The organism is Flavobacteriales bacterium, from assembly GCA_020635395.1.
GTDB lineage: Bacteria > Bacteroidota > Bacteroidia > NS11-12g > UBA9320 > UBA987.
Genome location: JACJZV010000001.1, coordinates 932,072 through 949,891 on the forward strand (window position 1 = coordinate 932,072; position 17,820 = coordinate 949,891).

At 40.2% G+C, this 17,820-nt stretch carries 6 protein-coding genes; all 6 read left to right on the forward strand.

Annotation, left to right across the window (positions count from 1 at the left end; genetic code table 11):
- Positions 1-10: 10 nt before the first annotated feature.
- The 6 genes from H6607_04010 to H6607_04035 all read left to right on the forward strand — a co-directional run bounded on the left by H6607_04010 (position 11) and on the right by H6607_04035 (position 17,812).
- Entirely contained in the window at positions 11-5,422 is a 5,412-nt protein-coding gene (locus H6607_04010) for a T9SS type A sorting domain-containing protein (protein ID MCB9261516.1), read from the forward strand.
- Positions 5,423-5,647: 225 nt separating this feature from the next.
- Positions 5,648-6,193 carry a sigma-70 family RNA polymerase sigma factor gene (locus H6607_04015; protein ID MCB9261517.1) on the forward strand — a complete coding sequence of 182 codons (546 nt, stop codon included), beginning with the start codon at positions 5,648-5,650 and terminating at the stop codon, positions 6,191-6,193.
- A gap of 20 nt (positions 6,194-6,213) precedes the next feature.
- A complete protein-coding gene (locus tag H6607_04020) occupies positions 6,214-7,590 on the forward strand; it encodes a hypothetical protein (protein ID MCB9261518.1) in 1,377 nt (458 codons plus the stop codon).
- 5 nt (positions 7,591-7,595) lie between these two features.
- Positions 7,596-9,113 (forward strand): T9SS type A sorting domain-containing protein, encoded by a 1,518-nt coding sequence (locus H6607_04025; GenBank protein ID MCB9261519.1) that lies wholly within the window; start codon positions 7,596-7,598, stop codon positions 9,111-9,113.
- 56 nt (positions 9,114-9,169) lie between these two features.
- Complete coding sequence (locus tag H6607_04030; GenBank protein MCB9261520.1) at positions 9,170-13,900, forward strand: gliding motility-associated C-terminal domain-containing protein; 4,731 nt, start codon at positions 9,170-9,172, stop codon at positions 13,898-13,900.
- Between the two features lie 90 nt (positions 13,901-13,990).
- Positions 13,991-17,812: a gliding motility-associated C-terminal domain-containing protein gene (locus H6607_04035; protein ID MCB9261521.1), complete on the forward strand. Its 3,822-nt coding sequence runs from the start codon at positions 13,991-13,993 to the stop codon at positions 17,810-17,812.
- Positions 17,813-17,820 lie beyond the last annotated feature (8 nt).

The following is a 17,820-nucleotide window of genomic DNA, read 5'->3' on the forward strand; positions in this document are numbered from 1 at the left end:
TTTTACTCGAATGATTGCATTCGCAATCGTTCTAATTACCTATTATTCGTTGAGTGCTCAAATGGTTTTAACCTATTGCGAACCTCGGGGAGGTTCGGGAAACGATGGCGTTACAGAGATGCACTTTGATGCCTCTGGAAACAAGTATCTCCTCATTACAACCGCATCGTCAGATTATCCGGTAACTTCGGGAACTGCTCCAGGAGGAGCTTCTGATTTGGTTTTGGAAAAGTATGATGCATCAAACAATCTGTTGTTCAGTATCTTTCTTAGTGTTGGGAACGGTATGGAATCCGCATCAGAGTTTATTTTAACCAACAATAAACTTTATGTAGCCGGAACAACCACCAGTACAAATTTTCCAACTACAGATGGTTCTACCTATAAAGGGAATACGGATGCCTTTGTGCAGGTGTATGATTTAAGTGGAAATTTGGTATTGAGCAAGCTCATTGGAACTTCTTATGTAGAACCACATCCTTACCTTCAGATTGATAGCGATGATATTTATGCAATACTAAACACCAATACATCATTTTATCTTCCTATAACTACCGGTGGGAAACCCCATTCGGGAGCTGGAGATGTTTATTATGCCCGCTATTCGCAAACAGGAACGTTAAAATATGCCACGTATTTTGGTGGCACAGATGAAGAATGGTACTACGGAAGTGCTTTATACAATGACACTTTGTTGATTGTGGGCAGTACATTAAGTTATGACATTGGATCTACCGATGGAAGTGTACTTAAAGGCGATGCCGACATTTTTTTCTATTCTGCCAACAACAGCAATGCCATCATAAATCTAAAATATTTTGGGGGCTCGGTTGATGAAGTACAAACTAAATTCAAATATGAAAATGGTATTGGGTATTTGCTAATGCCAACAAACTCGAGTGATTTGCCTGTTAGTAATAACATCGGAGTTCAAGGTTATTATTTTACAAAAGTGGATATGAGAGGCAAACAACTGTACGCATCATACTTTGGATATCAAGGCTATTCGGGTGCTGCTGATTATATGGTAAACAATGGAAAAACATACTTTATAACATCTACAAGCCAAAATGTTACGACAACCGATGGTTCTTCAAAATCTGGAGCATCCGATTTATTAATAATGGTACTGAATGCAAACAACAACATTGAATTTTCGGGATATTATGGCGGAACCGGAGAAGACCAAACAATGTTCATAAAGAATCCCTTTTATTTTAACAATGGAAATATGTACTTTTTGGCCTATTCCGAGTCCCCCTTGTTGGCAGGAGGAGGGCAACTTATTGAAACAACCAGCGGAATAGATTTTAATTCAAAGTTTTGGAGTATTGCAGTTTATAATTCTAACTATCAATTAAAATACAGCGGGCAAATAACCTCATGGGGGGAGAGAGATGAAATAGCGGGTATTTTTAATGATAAAATTTACATTCACAATACGGAAACGATCATCTTTACCACTGCCCCGATTACTCAAAATGGCATAGATGCGGGCTATTCGGAGGTAACTATTTGTTATCCTGCTAACACCACCAATACGGTAACGCCCTCATCGCAAACCAAATGTAAACAGGGTTTGGCCGATTTGTTGGATGGCAATAAAGTAGAATTGTCCCCAGATTCATTTCCACCAATCTACATTAATAATGCATCCTACCAAAACGAACCTTTTTACGTTATTTATTCAAACATAAAATACCAATGGCAAACGGCATCAACCCCCACAGGCCCATGGACAAATATAGCTGTTGGGGTTTTAGAAGATTATTTGCCATCTATAGGCAATAGCAATGCGTATTATCGAAGAATTGCAAAAGGAGTTTCTTTTTGTTCAGGAGGAGATACAAGCAACGTAGTTTCGGTATTGGTAAACAGCTTTACGGCACCCACCGTTGATGCGGGCGGAGTAAAACGAACCTGTCCCAATTCGGCTGTAACTATAGGCGGTAGCCCTACGGCCACAGGCGGTGCAACCCCTTATACCTATTCATGGGATTTAGGTTCTTTCCTATCCAGCACCACAATTGCCAATCCGGTAGCTACAGTTCCCGTAACAACGGTTTTTGAGGTAATGGTTACCGATAATAACGGATGTAAACAGATAGACCAAGTGGTGGTAATGGCTCATGCTGCCAATGCAGGCCCCGATAAAGGAGCATGTGCAGGTGTGGCTACTTTGATAGAGGCAGAACCGGTAGTAGGCTATACAGGAGTGACATATTCTTGGTCTCCATCTACAGGGTTGAGTGCTACAAACATTGCCCAGCCTATGGCCAATCCGGGTTCTACCACTACCTATACTTTAACCCAAGTGTTGACCAAAAGTGGAGGCGGCACGTGTACTACCACAGATCAAGTAATTGTAACACCCGTATCCATCACCGGTGGATTTGCCGGAGCCGACAAGGTTATATGCAGGGGTTCAACCACTTCATTGGGAGCAAGCCCACAGTCAGGATTTACCTACACATGGGCACCGGGCAATTATTTGACCAGCAACAATGCCTCAACCACAACATTCGATGCAGGAAGCTTCTTCCCAAGTCCCAACCCATTTACCTATTATGTCACAGCCACCAAAGCAGGTTGTACGTTTGTAGATGACGTGGTCGTTTCTGTAATTGATGCAAATGCCGGTGTGGATGGTTGTGGACCAAGAGTGGTAGGAGTAGGAGATCAAACTCCGAATATTACCGAAACTTGGACATGGACAAAAATTTCAGGAGGAGGCAACTTCTCATCAGGTGCTCCTTTAAATCAGGCAACCTCTAATGTAACGGCTACTCCATCGGGTAGTTCAACCTACCAGCTTACAGCATCTTATGGAGGAACTACCTGTACCGATCAGGTAATAGTACCACAATGTGGATGTGTAATGAATATTGGAGTATCAGCTCCTCACGGATGTCCTAAAACAGCATTTGGCGATACCGTATGGTTAACAGCCACTGGTGCCAGCATTTTAGATTTGAATCCAAATAACTTTACTTATTCATGGTCGGCTACCGGCGGAGTAGGTCTATCATCAACCACAGGAAGAACTATTTACATAACCAATGGCAACGCAGGAACAGTAACGGTAACAGCTTCAAGCGTGTTAGATCCGGGCTTTAGCTGTAGTGCATCCTTGGCCGTAAATACTCCAGCATGGTCATTGCCCACATTTTCGGCATTGCAAGACACTATTTGTTCAGGAACAACGGTTAGCGTAGGGCAGGCACCGGTATCGGGATACAGCTATTTGTGGTCTGGAGCTGGTTTGAGCAGCACAACAGTAAGCAATCCAACCGTTACCCCAACCGTAACTTCATCGTATTATGTACGAGTAACAGACGCTGCAAACGGTTGTTTTGTTGATAAATCGGCGAATGTAGCGGTTCGGGATGTAGTGGCCGACGCAGGACCAGATTGGTACACCTGTCAAAACGCTATTGTACAATTGGGTACACCAGCCTTGCCAAATTATTCATACTACTGGTTACCTACATCTACTTGGCAAAACGGCACTTCACAAACCAGTGCACAACCCGAAGTAAGAGTAAGTACAAATATTTCATACAATGTTTTGGTTACCGACAATGTTACAGGATGTACCAAAAGAGATACCGTTGATATTACCGTAATGAGCACACCAACCATTTATGCAGGTACAGACAAAGTTGCCTGTAAAGGTGGGGCTGGGGTTCAAATAGGCCTACCTGCGTTGCACAATGTAACCTATAGTTGGAGTCCATCTACAGGATTAAGCTCAAGCAAAGTGGCACAACCTATAGCCAACCCCAATTCAACAACGGTGTACACACTAACGGCAACTTTCCCTGGTTGTGGAGCAACAGCAACCGACCAAGTGGTAGTAACCGTAAGCGATCCTTCGTTCACAATGTCTGATATTCAATACTGCCCAAGTTCAGGGCCGGTGGACATTGGTACGAATGCTCCAACAGGCATGACTTCTTATTCATGGTCGCCTGCACATTTGGTTTCTGATCCATCAATTAGAAACCCCTCCACCAATGTTGGTCAACCCACAACGTTTACACTTACCGTAACAAATTCAAATGGTTGTAGTGCCAAAGCTTCGTTGTTGGTATCACCGAATAATCCGGCACCTATTGCCGGAGAAGATGCAACTATTTGCACAGGGGATGAAGTAACGTTGGGTTCTGTTGACAACACAACAGGTACATTCGCATGGAGTCCTTCAACCAATTTGTCTTGTGGTTCTTGTGCAGAGCCCGTATTTAGTACGAATTCGGCCGGAACATATAGAATAGTGCTAACACAAACGGTAGCGGATAAATTTGGTACTTGTGTCAATTCAGATACTGTAGATATTACGGTTAAAGCATATACCCAGCCTGTGCTTGCCACAAGTTATTCAACATGTAGTGGTAATTCAATTGAAATTGGGTATCAAGCAGTAGCGGGTATAGATTACTATTGGTCTCCGTCAAATCTTGTAAGCGACCCTTACAGTTCTATTACCACCACTACTGTTACTACCAGCCAGTTATTTACACTCGTTGCCATCAACCCTGACGGTTGTGTAAAAGAGCAATCAACTTTTGTAGCGGTAAGCCCAATTGCGGCACCTACCATTACCATGAGTGATTTGACCCTTTGTTTGAGCGGAGGCACAGGTAATTTTAACCCGTCAATTTCGCCAAGTGGAACATATACTTATCTATGGACACCACCCACAGGATTGAGCAATCCAAACATTCAAAACCCGAATGTTTCGCCTATCACCAGCGGTGTGACAACTTACGAATTGACTGCAACAAACCAAGCAAATGGTTGCTTTGGAACAGAAACAGCCAATCTGAATGTCATAAATTGTACACCACTACCGGTAGAGATAATAGCTTTTGATGCCAATTGGAAAGGTCAGGCGGTTGAGGTTGTTTGGAGCACAGCGTCTGAGATGAACAACAGTCACTTTATTGTAGAACGCAGTATTGATGGAGGTTTGACCTATATAGAAATAGGCTTTGTATCAACAGAGGCAGAAAACGGAAATTCAAATTATGTAATCGACTACTCCTTTATAGACAAAGATGCCAACATGATGCCTGGTAATAAAGTATGTTATAGGCTAAAACAAGTGGATTACGATGGCAATTGGGTATTTGTTGGAGCGAAATGTTTAAACAAAAATTCAAAAGAAACATTGGATTATGTTCTGTATCCAAATCCTGCCGACGATAAATTGAATATATCGTTTGGTTCGGAAACAACACAAATACTTCAGTTGAGAATTACCAATAGTTTAGGACAGGAAATGTTAGCCAATGGAGTAATGGATGTTTATTCAAATGAAACATATAGCTTCGATTTATCAGATTGGGCTTCAGGTATTTACACTATTGAGGTAATGGAAGTTAATCGGGTAAATGTTAAAAAGTTGATTGTTCGATAAGAATATCAACAAGAGCCAAAACACTTTTCAGTTTGAATCATATTAAAATTCCTCCACCTCGGTGGGGGAATTTTTTTTATGCACGGTTATTTTACTGTTTTTGAAAGCGATGTTCAATTTTTTGAAGAAATTTGAAAAAAAATAAAAATCGCACGCAACGTTTTCTAAATCGTGTGTGTCATAGCATTGGAAAACAAAAAACAACATACCACTGGCGAGGATTGGATGAAGAGCGATGAAGACTTGATAAGGGCTTGTATTAAAGAAAATCGTGAGGCTCAGGGTTTGTTGTATAAAAAATATGCCAATAAAATGTTTGCGGTTTGCATGAGATACTGCAACAGCCGCGAAGAGGCAGAAGATGTTTTGCAAGATGGCTTTATAAAAGTGTTTGACAAAATATCAAAATATAGGGGCGATGGGAGTTTTGAAGGGTGGATTAGAACCATAATGGTAAACACCTCCCTCAGAAGTTGGGATAAAAGAGCCATGAAATTTGAGCCGGGAAATATTGATGATATTGCGGAGCCGGCGGTAGATGAAAAAGTGTTGAGCAATATAGGGGCAAAAGACATTATGGATATGTTAGCCCGATTGCCCGAAGGATATAAAGTGGTTTTTAACCTATTTGCAATTGAAGGTTATAGCCACAAAGAAATTGGAGAAATACTAAATGTCAATGAAAGCACGTCTCGCTCGCAATATGCAAGAGCCAGGCAATCGTTGATAAAGATGTTAGAAAAAGTTGAAAGTAAAGCAAAAGCGAGTTAAACATTAGAATGAAACAAGAAATGTTTGAAAATAAAATGAAGGAGTTGATGCACAACTACGAGGTTGAAGCTCCCGACTTGATGAACAAAGTTTTTGAAAAAAGAACACCACTTTATGTGTTTGCAAATAAATTGGCTTTGCACAAATACAAATTATTGGTGGCCACTTTGGCCATTGGCGTTTTGTTTTGGTTTGGATTCAATAAAGAATTGAACGGACGATTTGATGCAAAACCAACGCACCAAGCCCAACAAACAGTGGAGAATAAGGCAAGTTCGGATGAGACAACATTTAATGATGACGTAAACGAGAAAGTTGTCAAATCTGCTGAAAACGAAGTTTCAACAGAAATCAATGGAAATATTTCTTTGGTTGATTTGAATAAAAAAGCCGCCAAACAAACACAAATCACGGCCGACAAAAACATCACCATTCACAATGAAACTACTGCTGAAAGAGAAATTGAAACGCCTGAAATTGTTGAAATTGATGAACATAAACTTCCAAATGAAAAAGTGGAAGAAGTGAATCCACAAGTTGAAAATCCGAAAATCGAGGTGGTACAGACCGAAGAAAAGACCGTGGATAAAATGATTGATGAAATAGAGGATGAAAAACCTCTTGTGGCAGAAACTGAAGATGATGGGGCAAATGAAAACAAACAGATAGGTGATTTAATCATTAAACCTTCCAAATGGTCAGCTTCTTTGGCTTATGGGCCAAGCATTGGAGTCCGCAAATTTGCTGGAGAAGGTGAAAATACATTGATTGACGCACGAAATTTATCCGAGAAACAACGCTACTCGCATGCCGCCGACCTTTTAGTTTCTTACCGCTTTAAACCAGCTTTTGAGGCTTTTGTTGGGGCTTCTTATTTTGACAGACGGGAAAAAATGAGTTATCAAAAAACTACTTCTACCAATAACATGTTCATCACGTCTCATACCGTAAAGGAATATCATCCGGTGTTTGGTGTACGAGATGTTACCATTTATGATACCACATTTAGCACAACTACCACAACTCAAAATTTTGTAAGTAAAAATAGCTACCAACATCTTACCTTGCCTATAGGTTTGCGAATGGGGCATTATAGAGCAAAAGATGGAATCTACATCTCTGCCTCTACCGGACTTGATTTTGTTTTGAAAACCAGAGGTATGGTAATGGACGAAAATTTATTACCAATAGATTTAGGCAGTGGGTTTAAGCGAATGACCATTGGCAATTCCATTTCAACCGGAGTTGGTTACACACGCTTGTTAAGTGCTAACTCAAGTTTGTTTGTAGAGTACAGACAACGATGGTATTTATCTCCAACAAATAGGGAAACATACCCAATAAACCAATTTGATAGAGCCCATAACCTTATGTTTGGTTGGAAATTTGGTTTTTAAGAGAGGTGAATAGATTACTTTTAATAGCACTTTTTAGTTTTGGAAACGTGGCATTATCATTTGCACAAAGTGATCAATCCATAATAAAAGCTGGAGATTTTGAAGCCATTGTGTTGGCCAACGGCAGTTGTTTTGCCAACAAAAAGGCCGAAATTTACAATGGTTTTAGTCAAAATTTAAACAATCATTTTTTTCGATATTCGGCCCCATGGATGGTCGGTGTTTTGCCCGATACTGTTCGAGCCAAGATCTCAATAAAGGCCACTCAACCCCAATTTTGGCCAGGGCCAATTGACACACTCAATGGAGAACCAAAAGATGCAATTAACTGGGCGAAAACATGGCCAATAAGCAGAGAAATAGTCAATTATCATCGAAAACATTACACAGAAGCAGAGTATATTCTTTCCGATGAAATAAAAAATTGGCCGGCCAAACACAACGAAACGAATGTGAGTGCCTATTTGGCTCCATTTATTGATTGGAATGTCAATGGAGTTTATGATCCTGAAAATGGCGATTATCCCAGTTTTATTGGCGACCAAGCAGTATATTTTATTGCAAATGATTTATACGGCGAAAATCTATTGCCAAACTCCCAAAAACTTGGTGTCGAAATTCAGGGATTGATTTACACCTATAATGACCCTATTCTACAAAATGTCTTGTTTAACACTTACTATGTCATCAACCGATCTTCAGATAATTATTCCCCTTTTTACTTTGGACAATTTTTAGATTTTGAATTAGGAAATTCGACAGATAATTATGTTGCCACAGATGTAAATAGAAATTTGTTTTATGGGTTTAATGGAGATGAAAATGATGAAAATTTCTTCAATAATAATTTGCCTCAAGGTGGAGTAATGTTTTTGGACAAAGAGCTGCATAGTAGCACAATTCTGATTGAAACAGACTCTGTTAGAGGATTTCCCCAAAACGAAAAGCAGGTATATAATTTGGCAGAAGGAATGTGGTTTAACGGGTTGTCCAAATTAAATTCTGGCAATGGTGTTTCCGAAGGAAGTAACACAAGATATATATATACAGACGAAAAATTTTCCGATGCTCATTCTCTAGATAATCCCGGCGAACGAAAAGGAGTGGCGTTTGTAAAATTTGACCGATTAAAAAGCCATGATTTTGTTAAAATAGAATTTGCGTTTATTGTTGGTGCCGACAGCATTTCAGGTCTTGAAAAATTTTTGGTCAAGTCGGATGATGTACGTGAGTTTTTCAACAATAAATTAACAGTTGACCATTTTGAAGATAATATAGAAGTGGGTGTTTATCCAAATCCCTTAAATTTAAATTTGGTTAATACACTATATATTAATGCTTTAAGCGTGGATTTGTATGACTGTATGGGGCATTATATCGTTACCTTGGAGCAAGTAAATTCTGCTGAAAATGAATTTAAAGTGCCATGCAACGAATCTTTTTCTTCAGGTATCTACTATCTAAATATCACAAGAAAAGGCGAAAAAAAGGCTTGGCAAAAGTTGGTAATTGTGAAGGATTGAACATGAAAATATGGAGTTTTAAGTAAAATAATTTAATTTAGCGAGTTATTAGTAGTATGGAGCGAGTAGTAAAAAGGCAAAAAGATATTATGAAACGACTGATTTACAGCATGTTAATGCTGTTTGGTATTTTATTTGGAGGCTTTCAGAAAGCAAATGCTACCCACGTTATGGGTGCGGATATCACATACAAATGTATTGATACCCTAAAATTTGAAATTTTTGTAAAATTTTATCGGCAATGTGCGGGGGTTCCTTTTAGCAATCCAAGTAGTTTAACGAAGGTAATTTGCACTACCTCGGGGGCATCTCAAGGTGTGAGCCTTTCATTGGTTGCCATCAGAGACGTTACCCCGGTTTGTGCCAAAACAAGCAATCCTTGTAAGCCCACCAACACCACTGCGAGTCAGGGTATTGAGGAGCATTTTTATAAAGGCACCATTGATTTTAATCAAGCTCCTTACAGCAATTTAATAAAAAACGGTTGTTGCACCATTAGGTTTGAAACTGGTCAATGTTGCCGTAATTCAAATATTACTACAGGTGCTGCAAATGCAAATTTCTACACGTATGCAACCATCAATATTTGCAAAGCTCCATGCAACAGTTCGCCTGCACTTACTACGGAGCCTATTGCTTATTTATGCTGTAATCAACCATTTTTCTATAATAACGGGGCATCAGATACGGCCAACTTTGACTCTATTTCGTATGCCTTTGCAAATCCGTTAAGTGGATTTAATCAGAATATTAGCTATAGTGGAAATTATACTAAAGATTATCCCTTTGAAGTGTATTATCCAGGTAGCTTAAAACCACCATACAAAAACCCAAATGCCAGCCCTCCAATTGGCATTTCGTTAGACCCTGAGACTGGGGATTTGATTTTTACACCTATAAAATGTGATGAGGTTACTGTTGCAGTTTTAGAAATGACCGAATGGAAGAAAAATCCTTCCACTGGGGCGATGGAGGTAATAGGTGTAACGCGGCGTGACATGCAATTTATTACAAAGACATGTCCTGATAATAACCCTCCCGTCATAAAGGGAGATTTTAAAAGAGAGACCTGTGAGGGTGAACAAATTTGTTACACCATTACCACGGAAGATAAAGTAAAAAAACCACCACCACCAGCCACACCGCCAGATCCGGATACGGTAACGATAAGTTGGAACCGAGGTATTCCTGGGGCGAGTTTTACGGTAATCAACCCAACGGCTATCAACCAATCGGGTAGATTTTGTTGGACTCCACCTATTGGCTCGGCCAGTACCATACCTTATACTTATACGGTTACGGCTCGCGACAATGCTTGCCCGTTGAATGCCGTAACGGTAAGGGCGTTTCAAATCATTGTTCATCCTATAGCCGAAGCCGACCGAATAATAACAAAATTGGATTGTGGAAGGTACGCCATTGAAAGCGAACCTTTCCCGAACTTTAGAAACCCTGCCAAATATACCTGGCAGCTAAAGGATACGAATGGTGTGGTGTTGTTTGACCGAAAATATGGATACTTTGAGAGCAGCAAAAACTTTTTGAGCAGTAAACAAAAGGATACGATTTTGTTCAGAAAAGGTGGAACGTATATTTTGCAACATACCATAAACAATCTGCCCGACTGTCCGAATGATTATTATGATACGATAGTTGTTCCGCCATTGTTGGAGGTTGATATAGCATTAGGACCTGACACTTTTGTGTGTGCAGGCACCACCTTGAGGCTTCAACCTCAAACCGCCAACGGATATCCACCGATTACATATAAATGGGGAACGGGCGACACGACCGATTACATTGATGTAGAAGTTCCGAATTGGACGAGCGACACCTCTTTTTACGTACAAATAAAAGATGGCAACAACTGTACAGCATGGGATAGCACCATTGTTTATTTACGCGAAAACCCATTGGTATTTATCGGGCCTGATAGACGAATATGTACGTACGATACCATCCACTTGGTGCCAAATGATAGTTTGGCCTATTGGGATGACCCGAGGGATACCTCAGAGATACGCATCCGACAAGGCGACACACTTTATAAAGAATGGTATCTGGATGGAGTGAAGATAAGCACCGACAGTATGCTGGTGGCCAATGTAAAAGGAGAGTATGTTATTCGGGTGGTAGATAGTTTGGGCTGTTTTTGGGAAGACACCATGATACTTCACGTAAACGACACAGTAAAAGCCGATGCAGGTCAAGATCAGGTATTGTGCTGGAATGATGTCGTTGTAATAGCGGCGGGAGGCTTAGACACGGCGGGCAATGCCAAGAGTGGTTGGTATGTGTGGAATGACATTACAAATCCGGCCAATGTAAAAGAATTTAGCCGGGACGACACCTTAAAATACAACATCAAAACAACGACCGATTACCAGTTGCAGTTGTATGTAATAGAAGATACCACGAGGTGTTATGACGATGATACGGTAAAAATAACGGTCAACCCGCTGCCAACGGTAAAAATGCCAAACGATATGGCCGTGTGCCGCGATGCGGGGGTAATTACGTTAAACATCTTAGAGGATGCCGCCACTAAAGGTGGAGCATGGTCTGTTCCTTCAAAACCCGGATTGGTTATTAAATCAGGTACTCAATATCAATTTGATACTTGGAATGCCGGAGCCATAAAAGACACCACCAAGCGATATGAGGTGTATTATCGTTATGTACATCCTTCCACAGGATGTGTACGCACGGACTCATTTGAGATAAAAGTATTCCCCTTGCCTGAGGTAAGCATTCGTGACGGATATTTCTGTCAAGACAAAGGTTTTGTAAACTTTAGAGACGATGGCACGATAAAATTGCCGTCAAAACTGAAGTTGGATTTGGGTACACAGCAATGGAATTGTTTGGAGTGCGGAGCGTATGATTGGTCAAAAATGTTGTACAATGCAGAAACCCGCTTTGGTTTTCCGGCCAATTATGAGATAGACATCAGCGAGAACACCATAGACTTGGGAAGCCGTCCGTCGGATTCCATCAAAATAGAATTTGTGTTTAGAAGCATCGATGGATGTTATGGTAGAGACACCGGCAAGATAAAAATAGTAAAAGTACCGAAGATAGACTTTAGTCCATTCCCTGATTTGTGCTGGGATTTGGGCAAGGTTGACTTAAAAGAACTGAGCAAGGTAGTACCCAATGATGGCACATGGTATGCTATCAATGCAACAGGCTTTAAAGATTCGGCGAGCTTCAATCAGGGGTTAAACGGTGGCTTCTTTCAAGGCGATACACTGAACACCTTGCAAACGGCAAAACCGGCCAAAGATGGCAACTTTAAATATAAGCTACGGTACTTCCACAACCTATCGGGTTGTCCCACATTTAGAGATACCAACATAACGATACAAGGATTGCCTGTACCGAAAATAAACACCACACCACTTACAGGCTATGTAAACAATGCACCTTTTGTACAATGCGAGTTGGACGACGACATTGCCTTAACGTCGAACTATCCGGGTAGTGGTGGCAAATGGAGCAGCAAACAATCGGGAGCAGTATCGGGCAGCACCTTTACGGTGGGAAGTGTAACAACACACAACAAACCGTTTTACATCAACTTTGACTATACGAACAGCTTTGGCTGCAAGGGCAAAGACTCGGTGTTGGTAGAGGTGCATGGCAAACAAGAAATCAACCTAAATCCGGACATCGAACTGTGCAGAACAGGAGATGCCATGACGGTTGATATTGCAGCAAGCACCGTAAACGCATCTGATTTTACGTGGTTTTACTATCAACCTAATGGCAAATTTGCGGACGATAAAAATACCACCACCACCTTTACGTTTAGCACCTCGGCAGACTCTACGGAAAAGTTATTGATTATAGCCAACACGGTTGTTCAAAACGGCACAAGTGCAAATGTTTGTCCCACTGTGGAGGAATATCTAAATATCACCATCCACCCAAAACCGAAGGCGGAAATAGTGGCAGATACATTAAACGGCTGTAATCCGGTGGATGTAAACTTTGGGGTGAATATGCTGAACAAAGTAGATGCAACGACAAGCAGCTATGCATGGACTTATGCCGATGGCGGCTTGGACAACATCCAGTCACCCAGCCATCAGTTTACGGATGATGGAGACAATCAAGTAAGTTTAACCATTACCTCGGAGCATAACTGCGATACTACGTTGACGGTGAACGTGGAAGTTTACCCCATACCGGTGGCCTTGTTTGTTCCCGACCCCAACAACAGCACCACGGCAGCATTGCCCAAGTTCCAGTTCAACAACCAATCGTCGGTAGCCAATGTGTTGAACAGTACAATTACCGAAAACATTTGGGATTTTGGAGACTTATCGAGCATTGATGACACTTCCACCCAAAAAAGTCCCTTGTTTTTCTACCCAGCCGATACAGGTTCGTATGACGTAACCCTAACGGTTCGCACCCAATATGGCTGTGAAGATCAGATAACACTTCCGGTAATTATTGGGCCAGATATTTTGGTATTCATACCCAATGCCTTCTCGCCTGATGGTGGTGGGCCATTGCGAAACGATGGATTTAGGGCTCATGTAAACGATGGAGCAAAGCTTTATCACTTGATAATATTTAATCGCTGGGGAGAAAAAATATGGGAGACCACCGATAAAACCCTCGATTGGGATGGCACCTACGGCCTGCCACCAAAAGAGGGCGGCAAAGATGGCTTGCACCAACCCGTTCCAATGGGAGTATATGGCTACCAGCTCGACATTGTAAGCTGGAGCGGCGAAAAGTTCCGATACACAGGAACCGTTACGCTGATTAGGTAATGAGAAAAAGTTGCAACAGAAGCAGTATTTGGATACTGCTTCTGTTGTTTTAAATAAAAATTAAATTAAAAACTATAAGGTAAATTTTACTTGAAAAAGTTTGCTGTCATATCTTTTCTATTTATGTTGGGCATTGTACCAGCACTTGCCTCGCATATTCTTGGCGGCGAAATAACTTATAAGCATAAAGAAAAGAACATCTATGATGTATTTGTTACGATTTATAGAGATTGTGGCGAGTGCAAATTGGCAGGAGCCGGAGGTGGAAGCAGCACGCAAGATTGTGGTAATGTAAAACTCAATCTAAGAAAATCTGGAAGAATGGGGTGTAGTCCAACGGATTTGAAAGAATTCACCCTAACCAGAACGTCAATACAGTCGATTATTCCGATGTGTCAAGGAGCCAGTTCTCTTTGTGAGAGCGATTCAGGGTTTGCAAAGGGTTACGAAGCTCATGTTTTTCAAGCAACGATTGATTTTGATGATTATAGTGAATATGTCGATTGTGGATTTGATTTATTTGTAAAACAGAGTTCGCGAGCCAGTGATATTACCACGATTTATTCTGTAGATGAACAGGCATTTTGTAACTATGCATTTATAAATCCCTCCTACAACCACAATTCCCCAGCACTGTCGCAAAATTTTGATTTGCTCATAAGTGTTAATAAACCAGTTAGAAGTAATGTCTTAGCATTTAATTCGTTAGACGAAGATTCGATAGCCGTCTCGTTTCAAAGTCCTTTAAGAGATTATTCTACTGCCATGACCTATACGGGCAGTTTTTGGGCAGGAAAACCATTGAGTGTTTGGTGCAACGGAAGTTCAACTTGCACGGCCAATAGATTTGCAGAGATTCCAGTAGGCATTTATCTTGGGCAAAACGGTGATGTAATTTATACACCCGTAAACTATGGTGAAAAATCCATCATGGTTGTTCAGATTGAAAAATGGAGAAAATCAGTGAATGGATCCATTTTATTGAGCGTTGTTCGCAAAGATGTTCAACTTGAGGTCTCCTCTTTTGGCAATGATAACAATCCGCCTAAACTGATAGAAAATGATTTAGTCAAATATTTTTGTGCAGGATACGAAACTTGTTTAGACATTTTCGCAAAAGATTTGCCAGTAAAATTACCTGGAGGAGGATATGCAAATCAGGATACGGTGCATTTTAAATGGCAAACAGATATAAAAAATGCGGTAATAAGCGAGGTTGCCACGGCAGCAGCACCTTATCGCAAATTGCAAATATGTTGGATACCATCATTAAATGATCAGGGTAAGGATTTTGAGTTGAATTTGGAAATATCGGATAATCATTGTCCGGTTAATGCTCGGCAGTTTGCGAAATATATTTTACATGTAAACAAAAGACCCGAGGTAGAAGTATCGGTTAAAGAACTTTGGTGTCAAAATGCCCATGTTGAGATAAAGCATATTGATGAAAGCCAGCCCTATTTGCTCAGTTGGGGCGTGTATAATCCATCAGGAGAAAAACTTTTTGAATCGAATAGAATTACGGATACGGCTTGGCTTAAAGAAGCTGGTAGCTATGTAATTAAAGGTTCACTGTCGGACTATTACTGTAACTCAAACTTTGAAAATGATTTGATAATAAGTGATAATTCTGTACCTATTCTTGGAAAAATTGAAGGTGGTTTTAACTACTGTGTTAATGATACTATAGAATTGGGTTTTAAACCTCAGTTTGGGGTGGAGCTATCAGAAATAGAATGGTTCTCGGGTGGACAGAGCATTGATTCAGCTCAGCTAAGAATTCCGGCCTATTGGCTTGCTAATGATTCTTTAGCAGTTCGGGTTTTAGGAAATCGCAAAGGGTTAGTTTGTCAAAATGAAATAAATGTACCACTTATTATCGGACAAGGTCCTGATATAGAGTTTGATACAACTTTCTCATTGTGTATGGGCGATATTGTAAATTTAGATTTGTTGGTAAATGGAATGGAAGGTCAGTGGAAGGCAATCAATCATGACTTTCTCTCGCAAGGAAATTTGCTCAAAACAGGTAAAGAATCGAATTTATTTCAAAGCAAATATTTGTGTCAATCTTTAACTGCAATCGATTTATCGTCTGGTTGCACCAGCATAGACACCATCTGTTTTTGGGCAAAGGCAATATCTGATGTGTCAATAAAAAACACAGTTATTTGCAAATCAAGCCCAGAGTTTAATCTATCAAACATGTTAAATCAATGGGTAGATTTGAGCAAAAACGGTATCATTTGGAAGGTGGACGGAAATGAAAGCAATGAACTCATAGATGTTTTGAGTATGCTTTCTGGGAAACATGTGGTAGAATGTTTTTTTACGAATGAATTTGGATGTAAAACTTATTCAACAGCTACTCTCGAACTAAGAGAAAACTTAGATTTAACCCAACTTAAAAACCACTCTATATGTCAAGGAAATGTAGATGACCTCAATAAAATATTTGACTTGGGTTTTGTGGGCGGAATTTGGTATTCAATTTCCGATTACGGAATCATAACCAACAATACCTTAAACGACACTTTTTGTGGTATTTCGCAATTAAATTATACCTACGATAACTTTGGATGTTATGCCTCGGTGGATGTAGAAATTGAGGTAAAATGCAAACCCGAAGTTAGCCTCCAAAATCCAGACACAATGTGTTTTAACTATCCTGAAGTAGAGTTAAAAGCTATTCCCGCAATAGGTTTTTATCGAGGAGATAACGTTTTGGGTAATAAACTTACCTTAGACAACACAATCAAAATGTATTATTTTGATTATGTGGTTAATAATGACGGCTGTCAATTTATTTACCCCGATTCGGTGCTGGGATATTCACAGGCCGAATTTGTACTTTCAGGCAATATTCTGGATGAGATTTGCGAAAACGACACCCTTATTTTACCTAAAATAACCGTTTCTAACGGCGTGCTTAAAGCATTTGCAGAATTTTCTTTGGATACCTTTACTGTTGCCAATGGTGTATTTGATAGAATGTCTTTTACCGCCACAAAGAGAGATATAGACAGAGGATACTTGAATCTGCATATCGACTACAAAAGCACTCCACCATGTTTTAATACAGAATATAAAAAGACTATTTGGGTCAACAAAATCCCTCGAATTGAATTAGTAGATTCAGCAATTAAGGGTTGTGAACCATTTTTATTTGCCCCAACCGTTGAGGCTACCGAAAATATAAATTGGCCAGTTGCACAAATTGATTGGAAAATTGGAAATCAAACCACGGCCAACAAAAATCCAAAGGTGATTTTAACTGAACCTGGATTGTATGATGTTTCAATCCACACCTCTGCCAAAAATTGCTCATTCGATACCATTTGGAAAGACTATTTGCAGATTTACCCTTCGCCAAATGTTGCTTTTGTGGCCAATCCGAGCGGTCAGGTTTCTATTCGCAAAGCCGATATTCAATTTCAAAACAAAACTACACATAGCTCGGAATATTCTGTTTTATGGAATTTTGGAACAGGCAATGCCAATGACACAAGTAACCAATTGAACCCAGTATTTTCTTTTACTAAAGATACCGGAACATTCAACGTAGTGCTGTGGGTTACTGACAAAATGGGGTGCAAAGACTCGGCCTCATCATGCATTTTAGTGATGTCTGATATTCAAATTTTTGTGCCTAATGTGTTCTCGCCAAACCAAAAGGGGCAAGAGGCCAATAACTATTTTTATGTTTATGGCAATCATGTATCCGATTTTCATATTCAGATTTTTAATCGGTGGGGTAATGAAGTGTTTTCATCTGATGATATCAACCAAGCGTGGGACGGCAAGGTAAATGGAGTTTATTGCGAGACTGGCGTGTTTGGGTATCAAATACAAGCTACCAGCACATCAGGAGATCAATACAAATTGGCCGGAACATTATTATTGCTGCGGTAAATTATTGT